Source organism: Frigoribacterium sp. MCBA15_019 (assembly GCF_001864945.1).
In the GTDB taxonomy this organism is placed as follows: domain Bacteria; phylum Actinomycetota; class Actinomycetes; order Actinomycetales; family Microbacteriaceae; genus Frigoribacterium.
Genome location: NZ_MJGS01000020.1, coordinates 24,026 through 31,132 on the forward strand (window position 1 = coordinate 24,026; position 7,107 = coordinate 31,132).

Genomic DNA, 7,107 nt, shown 5'->3' on the forward strand with positions numbered 1-7,107 from the left:
ATAAGTTGCACAAAGGTGTGCAAGATCGTACGATCGGGTCATGCCTGCCGCCGATTCCCCCGTGCGCGCCGCCCGCGCACCACGCCGTGACGCCACCGCGAACCGCGATGCGCTGATCTCCGCCGCGGCGCTGCTGCTCAACCGCGACCCGTCCGTGTCGCTCGAGGCCATCGCCGCCGAGGCGGGCCTGTCGCGTCGCTCGGTCTACGGCCACTTCGCCACACGGGACGACCTGGTGCGCGAGGTCAGCCTGCGCGGTGCCGCCCGCATCGCGATCGCCGCGCGACCCGCCCCGATCGCGGACCCGGTCGTGCAGCTCGCCTCCCTGGCCGCCCTGCTCTGGGCCGAGGTCGAGCACGTGCGGGTCATGGCCCAGCTGACCGTGCGCGGCCCCATGGCGCACGAGGTCGGCGAGGCCCTCGCCCCGCTGCGGAAGGCCGTGCGCGACGTCGTGCGCCGCGGCGTCGAGTCCGGACGCATGCGCGACGACATCGCTCCACGCACGCTCGCACACCTCGTCGAGGGGGCCGCCCTGTCGGTGCTCGACGAGGCGACGACGCAGCGACTCAGCCGCGCCGAGGGCCACCGACTCGTCATGCTCGCGGTGCTCGGCGTCGTCGGCCTCGACTGGCGCACCGCCGGAGACCTCGTCGCGACGGCCCCCGAACTCGCGCTCCCTCCCGAACAGGCGACCGGCGCCTCCTCGACTCCCCCCACCGGAGAACCCGCATGAGACTCGAACTGCACGGCGTCGCGATCGGCGACGGCCCCGGGGCGGCCCTGCCCCCGCTCAGCGCGGTCGCCGACCGCTGGACCCCCGGCTTCGTGGCGGTCGAGACCGAGAACGCGCCCACCCTCGCGTCGCTCGTCGCGGGGGGCCGCATGCGCCCCGAGACCGGCCGGGTGACGGTCGACGGCCGGTCGGACGACGCGGCGATCCGCGCCTCCTTCGCCCTCGTCGACACCCCCACCGTCGCCGAACCGTTCGCGGCCCTCACGGTCGTGCAGGTCGCCCGAGAAGAACTCGCCCTCGCCGGGCTCCGCGCCGACAAGGCCTCGGCTCGCCTGCTGCTCCACGAGATCGGCCTGCGCGAGCACGAGCGGACGCGCCTGAGCGCCCTGCCCACCGAGCTCCGCGTCCGCCTGCTCTGCGAACTGGCCGTGCTGCGCCCCGAGGTGCGCGGACTGATCCTGACGACCCCCGAGCGTCACGGAGGCGACGTCGCCGCCTGGCTCTCGGTGGTGCACGACCTCGTCGGCCGCGACTACTCCGTGCTGACCATCACCGGGTTCGCGGCCCTCGCGACGATCGAGTCGCTGCCCACGCCCGAGTTCGCCCCGGCCGAGTCCGCCGCCGCGCCCGAGACCGACACCGACACCGCCCCTCCCTCCCCCGACGACACCGCGGTCGCCACCACCCCCGACACCTCCGTCGAAAGCGACAAGCCGTGAAGATCTACGCCCTCGTCCGTTCCGAGCTGCAGCGCCTCACCGCCACCCCGCTCGCCCGCCTGGCACTCGTCGCCCTGATGACCGTGCCGCTGCTCTACGGCGGCCTATACCTCTGGGCCAACCAGGACCCCTACGCGAAGCTCGACCAGATCCCGGCCGCGCTCGTCAACACCGACGCCGGCACGACGGTCGACGGCGAGACCGTGAACTACGGCGACGAGGTCACCGACCAGATCACCGACGGCGGCGACTTCGACTGGCACGTCGTCTCGGCGGCCCAGGCCGCGGCCGGCCTGCGCGACCAGACCTACGACTTCACCTTCACGATCCCGAAGGGCTTCAGCGACGACCTGACCTCGGCGAGCGGCGACGACCCGAAGCGGGCCCAGATCACCCTCGCGACGAGCGACGTCAACAGCTACCTCTCGTCCACGATCGCCGAGCAGGCGGCGAAGACCATCCGGGCCTCGGTCACCGAGAAGGTCGGCAAGGAGGCCGCGGGCCGCCTGCTGGTCGGCCTCGCCGACGTGCGCACCAACCTGGGCAGCGCGGTCGACGGGGCGAACCAGCTCGTCGCCGGCACCGGTTCGGCCGTCGCCGGGGCGAACCAGCTGGCCGACGGGGCGGCCGACGCGGCGACCGGGGCCCACACCCTCGCCGACGGGACGAGCCAGCTCAGCTCGGGGGCGTCGGCGCTGGACACGGGGCTGCAGACCCTGAAGACCCAGACGACGAACCTGCCCTCGCAGACCCAGACCCTGGCGGACGGCGCCGCCCAGGTGGCGGCCGGCAACGACGCCTTGGCCACCGGCGTGGCCGACGCGGCCACGACGAGTGCGACGGCCGCGGCCGCCTTGCCCGCCGCCCAGCAGCAGGCACAGCAGCAGATCGCCGAAGCCCTGAGACAGCAGGGGTACACCGACGAGCAGATCCAGCAGATCGCCGCGACCTTCGCCCCCGCGACCGAGTCGCTGACCACGGCACTCCAGGACGCGAACACGCAGATCCAAGGGTTGAACACCCAGGTGGGGCAGCTCGCCACGGGCGCCGACCAGGTCTCGACCGGTGCCGCGACCCTGGCCGCCGCCACGCCGGCCCTGACCCAGGGCATCTCGTCGGCCGCCACCGGCTCGTCACAGCTCGCCACGGGTGCGGCGAGCGCCGCCACGGGTGCCTCGACCCTCGCGACCGGTCTCGACACCCTGAGCAGCGGGTCGACCACGCTGCGCGACGGCGTCGTCAGCCTCGACACCGGCACGACCCAGCTGCGCGACGGCCTGCAGAGCGGACTGGGCGAGATCCCCTCGAGCACCGAGCAGACGCGTGACGACCAGGCGAGCGCCATCAGCGACCCCGTCTCGGTGAAGGACGACGCGCTGACCAGCGCCGGCACCTACGGCGCGGGGCTCGCCCCGTTCTTCATCAGCCTCGCGGCCTGGATCGGCATGTACGCACTGTTCCTGATCGTGAAGCCGATCTCGAAGCGAGCCATCACGGCCGTCAAGGCCCCCGTGCGCATCTCGCTGGCCGGCTGGCTGGCCCCGGTCGTGCTCGGCGTCGTGCAGATGGTCGCGCTCTACGTGATCGTCACGCAGGCGCTCGGTTTCGAGGTCGCCCACCCGCTCGGGATGATCGGCCTGATGGCGCTGGCCTCGGCCGCCTTCGCGGCGATCATCATGACGCTCAATGTGTGGCTCGGCAGCGTCGGGCAGTTCCTCGGCCTCGTGCTGATGGTCGTGCAGCTCGTCACGGCCGGCGGCACCTTCCCGTGGCAGACCCTGCCGGCCCCCCTGGCAGCGCTGCACTTCGTTCTGCCGATGAGCTACGCCACCGACGGGCTGCGCCAGGTCATGTACGGCGGCAGCAGCGCCGCGGCCTGGGGTGACGCCGGCGTGCTGGCGGCCTGGCTGCTCGGCGCGCTCGTGCTGACCTGGGTGGCGACCTCCCGCATGACGCGGTCGCGGACTCTGCGCGACCTGCGGCCGTCACTGATCGGCTGAGGCCCGCGCGGCGGCGGTCGCCGTCGGGAACGCAGGAGGCGCGGGTCGGGTGACCCGCGCCTCCTGCGTTCCCGAGACGGTCGCGCCGGTCAGCCCGCCTGGGCCTCGAGCGACGGCAGGACGCTCGGGTCGGCGTCGGCGAGGAACGTCGTCAGGCGCTCGACCTCGTCGGTCTCGCCGATGGCGACCGCCCCGCGCCGCAGGGCGAAGAGCGAGCGCAGCACGCCGCGGTTGGGCTCGTGCGACCACGGCACGGGGCCCTGGCCGCGCCAGCCCGCCTTGCGCAGGGCGTCGAGCCCACGGTGGTAGCCGACCCGGGCGTAGGCGTAGGCCTCGAGGTCGGCCCCGCGGGCGGCGGCCTCGTCGCTGAGCAGTGCCCAGGCCAGGGACGAGGTGGGGTGGGCCGTGACGACCTCGGCGGTGGTGAGGGTCTCGAGGTCGGCGACGACGGCGGGTTCGGCGGGCAGCCGGGTCTCGGGCACGCCGAGCAGGTTCGTGGAGGACATGGCGACCACGCTAGCGGCGGGGGCCGACGGAGGGCACTTCAGCGCGGACGGGCGGCGGCATCGTGGGTCAGAACCGGTGCTGGCGCACCCATTCGTGCATGACGATCGCGCCGGCTGCCGAGGCGTTGATGCTGCGCGTCGACCCGAACTGCGAGATCTCGATCACGGCGTCGGCCGCGGCGATCGACTCGGGGCTGAGTCCCGGCCCCTCTTGTCCGAACAGCAGGACGCAGCGCTCGGGCAGGGCGAAGGTCTCGATCGGCACCGACCCCTCGACGTTGTCGATCGCGAGCACGGGCAGGCCGGCCTCGCGCGCCCAGGCGATGAAGGCGGCGACGTCGGGGTGGTGCTGCACGTGCTGGTAGCGGTCGGTCACCATGGCCCCGCGCTTGTTCCACCGACGACGCCCGACGATGTGCACCGTGTCGGCAGCGAACGCGTTGGCGCTGCGGACGATGGAGCCGATGTTCATGTCGTGCTGCCAGTTCTCGACCGCGACGTGGAAGGGGTGACGGTGGGAGTCGATGTCGGAGACGATCGCCTCCATCGTCCAGTACCGGTAGCCGTCGATCACGTTGCGACGGTCGCCCTCGCGCAGCAGCTCGGGGTCCCAGTGGTCGCCCTCGGGCCAGGCCGCCTCCCCGCCGGGCCAGGGGCCGACGCCGTGCGTCGGCTCGTCGTTCGGCGGGGTCGGCGACTCGTCCTGGGGCATCGAACCAGGGTAGGCGGTGGGAGGAGGCGACCCGCGCCTCCTCGTCGTCAGGGCACCTCGCTAAGGTGACGGCATGGGCTCACGCGAAGACGTCGAATGCTGGCTGACCGACATGGACGGCGTGCTCGTCCACGAGAACCACGCGCTGCCCGGTGCCGCCGAGCTGATCCAGCAATGGCAAGACGAGGGCACGCCCTACCTGGTGCTGACGAACAACTCGATCTTCACCCCGCGCGACCTGGCGGCCCGTCTGCGCGCCTCGGGGCTGCACGTGCCCGAGGAGCGCATCTGGACGAGCGCCCTCGCCACCGCCGACTTCTGCCGGTCGCAGATGCCCGGCGGCTCGGCGTTCGTCATCGGCGAGGCCGGCATCACGACCGCCCTGCACGAGGCCGGGTTCATCATGACCGAGACCAACCCCGACTACGTGGTCGTGGGCGAGACCCGCAACTACTCGTTCGACTCGATCACCAAGGCCGTGCGGCTCATCCTCGGCGGTGCGCGCTTCATCGTCACGAACCCCGACGCCACGGGGCCGAGCGCCGACGGCGTGCTGCCGGCCACCGGGGCCATCGCCGCCATGATCTCGAAGGCGACCAACAAAGAGCCCTACGTCGTCGGCAAGCCCAACCCGATGATGTTCCGCTCGGCCATGAACCGCATCGGCGCGCACAGCGAGAACACCGCGATGATCGGCGACCGGATGGACACCGACATCATGGCCGGCATCGAGGCAGGGCTGCACACGATCCTCGTGATGACCGGCATCAGCGACCAGGCCGAGATCGACCGCTACCCGTTCCGGCCGAACGAGATCCTGTCGGGCGTGCACGAACTGGTCCGCAGCGAGCCGATCGAGTCCGACGTGGTGCCGGCCGAGGCCTAGGCCCCGCGGGGCCCCGCCCCCCGGAGGCGCGGGTCGCGTCGAACGTTCAGCCCGCGACCGCGACGAGGCTGGTCGTCAGGGGTTCGCCGCTGCTTCGGTTGACGAAGCACGAGTACGTTCGGTCACCCGCCGCCCACGCGTCGGCGTCGGCGGGGAAGCTCGCGAGCAGCTGCACGTCGGGGTAGGCGGCCGCGGCCTGCCGGTCGAGGGCGTCCGCTCCCGTGCAGAGCAGGTTCATCTGGCTCTGCAGCACGTCGGCTCCGGGGTAGGCGGCGGTCGCGTCGCCGTCGAGGGTACCGACCCGGGTCAACTGGGCGACGTGCGGCTGACCGCAGTCGGCGACGTCGTAGTCCTGCTGCCAGGCCGACTCGAACGTCGAGAAGCACTCGCCACCCTGCAGATCGGCGTACGAGTGGACTCCGGGCGCCAGCGGACCGGCGGGGGCGACCTCGGCGACCGGCTCGACCGGGGCCGCGGTCACCGTGCGGGCCGCCGTCGGCGACGTGGCCGCCGCCGGGTCGGACGCCAGGTCGTCCGTGGATGCGAACAGCGACCGCGCGATGAAGAACAGGGCCACGAGCAGCAGCACGATCACGAGCGCGGCCCCGACGGCGGCCAGCACCTTGTGCCCACGCACCCAGTCGGCGATGCCCGGCCCGCGCGGCGACCCCGCGGGCGCCGGCTCGACGGGACGGGTCTGCGGCACGAACACGCCTGCCGTGCCGGCACCGCCCCGAGGGCGCTCGCCGACGGGGCCGGCGGCTGCCCTCGACCCGGAGCCGGTCGTCTCGGACCCTGCGACGGTCGCCGAGAGGCCGGGCAGCACCGCGGTGGCGCCGGTGGCCGCGCTGGTGCCATCGTCGGTGGCGGTGTCGGTGTCGGTGTCGGTGTCGGTGTCGAGAGCGGACCGAGGAGGCGCGAAGAGCGCGGTCGCGGTCGTCACCTCGTCGTCGTCGTCGATGCCCTCGTCGTCGACGTCCCGGTCGGCGTCGTCCACCACGCCCGCACGTGCGGGCTCGGCGCCCGGGTCGACGTCGGTGACGACCTCGGGCACCGCCCCCGACTCGGACAGCGACCAGGCGGCCGGTGCGGGTGTCACGGGGGCGGCGTGCTGCGGCTGGGGATCGTCGCCGCCCGCGGGTGCGGACGACACGACGCCGAGGATCTCGGTGAAGGTGGGCTCACGGTCGGCGTCGGTCGAGGGGTCGGTCTCGGGCTCGCCGCCGGGCCTCGACACGGACGGCGTGCCGACCACCGGAGCCGACGCGGCCCCGGCACCGGCACCGGCCCCGGCCGGCCCCGCAGGGGCCGCACCGTTCGCAGCGGCAGCGGCAGCGGCCGCGGCCGCCTCGGCCAGACGGCGCTCGCGTCGGGTCATCTCGTGGTGCTCCTCGACCCACCAGGGCGCCTCGGCACCCGGTTCGGTCGTGACGCCGGAGGTCGCCGATGCCTGCTCCGGGGCGTGAAGTCCGGGTTCGGGCTCCGGGTCGGGCCCGGCTTCCGACTGAGGTGCGATCTCGGACTCAGGTCGCGGCTCGACCTGCGATTCCG

Annotated in this window: 7 protein-coding genes; 4 read left to right on the plus strand and 3 right to left on the minus strand. The window is 73.3% G+C overall.

Features of this window, described 5'->3' with window-relative positions; genetic code table 11:
* The first annotated feature begins 40 nt into the window (after window positions 1–40).
* From BIV04_RS14645 to BIV04_RS14655, 3 genes are read left to right on the plus strand one after another with little or no spacing between them, the layout of a single operon-like run.
* Window positions 41–733: a TetR/AcrR family transcriptional regulator gene (locus BIV04_RS14645; protein ID WP_071257153.1), complete on the plus strand. Its 693-nt coding sequence runs from the start codon at window positions 41–43 to the stop codon at window positions 731–733.
* On the plus strand, window positions 730–1,452 hold the full coding sequence (locus BIV04_RS14650) for a hypothetical protein (RefSeq protein WP_071257154.1): 723 nt from the start codon (window positions 730–732) through the stop codon (window positions 1,450–1,452). Before BIV04_RS14645 ends, BIV04_RS14650 begins: the two co-directional genes overlap by 4 nt.
* On the plus strand, window positions 1,449–3,452 hold the full coding sequence (locus tag BIV04_RS14655) for a YhgE/Pip family protein (RefSeq protein WP_071257155.1): 2,004 nt from the start codon (window positions 1,449–1,451) through the stop codon (window positions 3,450–3,452). Before BIV04_RS14650 ends, BIV04_RS14655 begins: the two co-directional genes overlap by 4 nt.
* A gap of 89 nt (window positions 3,453–3,541) precedes the next feature.
* Here BIV04_RS14655 and BIV04_RS14660 read toward each other — a convergent pair whose 3' ends face one another.
* Together BIV04_RS14660 and BIV04_RS14665 are read right to left on the minus strand one after the other, a co-directional pair.
* Window positions 3,542–3,958 carry a DUF3151 domain-containing protein gene (locus BIV04_RS14660; RefSeq protein ID WP_071257196.1) on the minus strand — a complete coding sequence of 139 codons (417 nt, stop codon included), beginning with the start codon at window positions 3,956–3,958 and terminating at the stop codon, window positions 3,542–3,544.
* A gap of 67 nt (window positions 3,959–4,025) precedes the next feature.
* Window positions 4,026–4,670, minus strand: a complete 645-nt coding sequence (locus BIV04_RS14665) for an RNA methyltransferase (protein WP_071257156.1) — start codon at window positions 4,668–4,670, stop codon at window positions 4,026–4,028.
* Window positions 4,671–4,743: 73 nt separating this feature from the next.
* Here BIV04_RS14665 and BIV04_RS14670 point away from each other — a divergent pair, with 73 nt between their 5' ends.
* Window positions 4,744–5,556 carry an HAD-IIA family hydrolase gene (locus BIV04_RS14670; RefSeq protein WP_071257157.1) on the plus strand — a complete coding sequence of 271 codons (813 nt, stop codon included), beginning with the start codon at window positions 4,744–4,746 and terminating at the stop codon, window positions 5,554–5,556.
* A 46-nt stretch (window positions 5,557–5,602) separates the two neighbouring features.
* On the opposite strand, the gene BIV04_RS14675 is transcribed toward BIV04_RS14670, so the two are convergent.
* Window positions 5,603–7,107: septum formation family protein (locus BIV04_RS14675; protein WP_218141859.1), on the minus strand; the 1,505-nt coding region annotated here is incomplete at its 5' end.

What these genes read in the sequence shown, in the direction of transcription:
- BIV04_RS14645 (WP_071257153.1), top strand. Translation starts at nt 41, where the DNA reads ATGCCTGCCGCCGATTCCCCCGTGCGCGCCGCCCGCGCACCACGCCGT.
- BIV04_RS14650 (WP_071257154.1), top strand. Translation starts at nt 730, where the DNA reads ATGAGACTCGAACTGCACGGCGTCGCGATCGGCGACGGCCCCGGGGCG.
- BIV04_RS14660 (WP_071257196.1), bottom strand. Translation starts at nt 3,958, where the DNA reads ATGTCCTCCACGAACCTGCTCGGCGTGCCCGAGACCCGGCTGCCCGCC.
- BIV04_RS14665 (WP_071257156.1), bottom strand. Translation starts at nt 4,670, where the DNA reads ATGCCCCAGGACGAGTCGCCGACCCCGCCGAACGACGAGCCGACGCAC.
- BIV04_RS14670 (WP_071257157.1), top strand. Translation starts at nt 4,744, where the DNA reads ATGGGCTCACGCGAAGACGTCGAATGCTGGCTGACCGACATGGACGGC.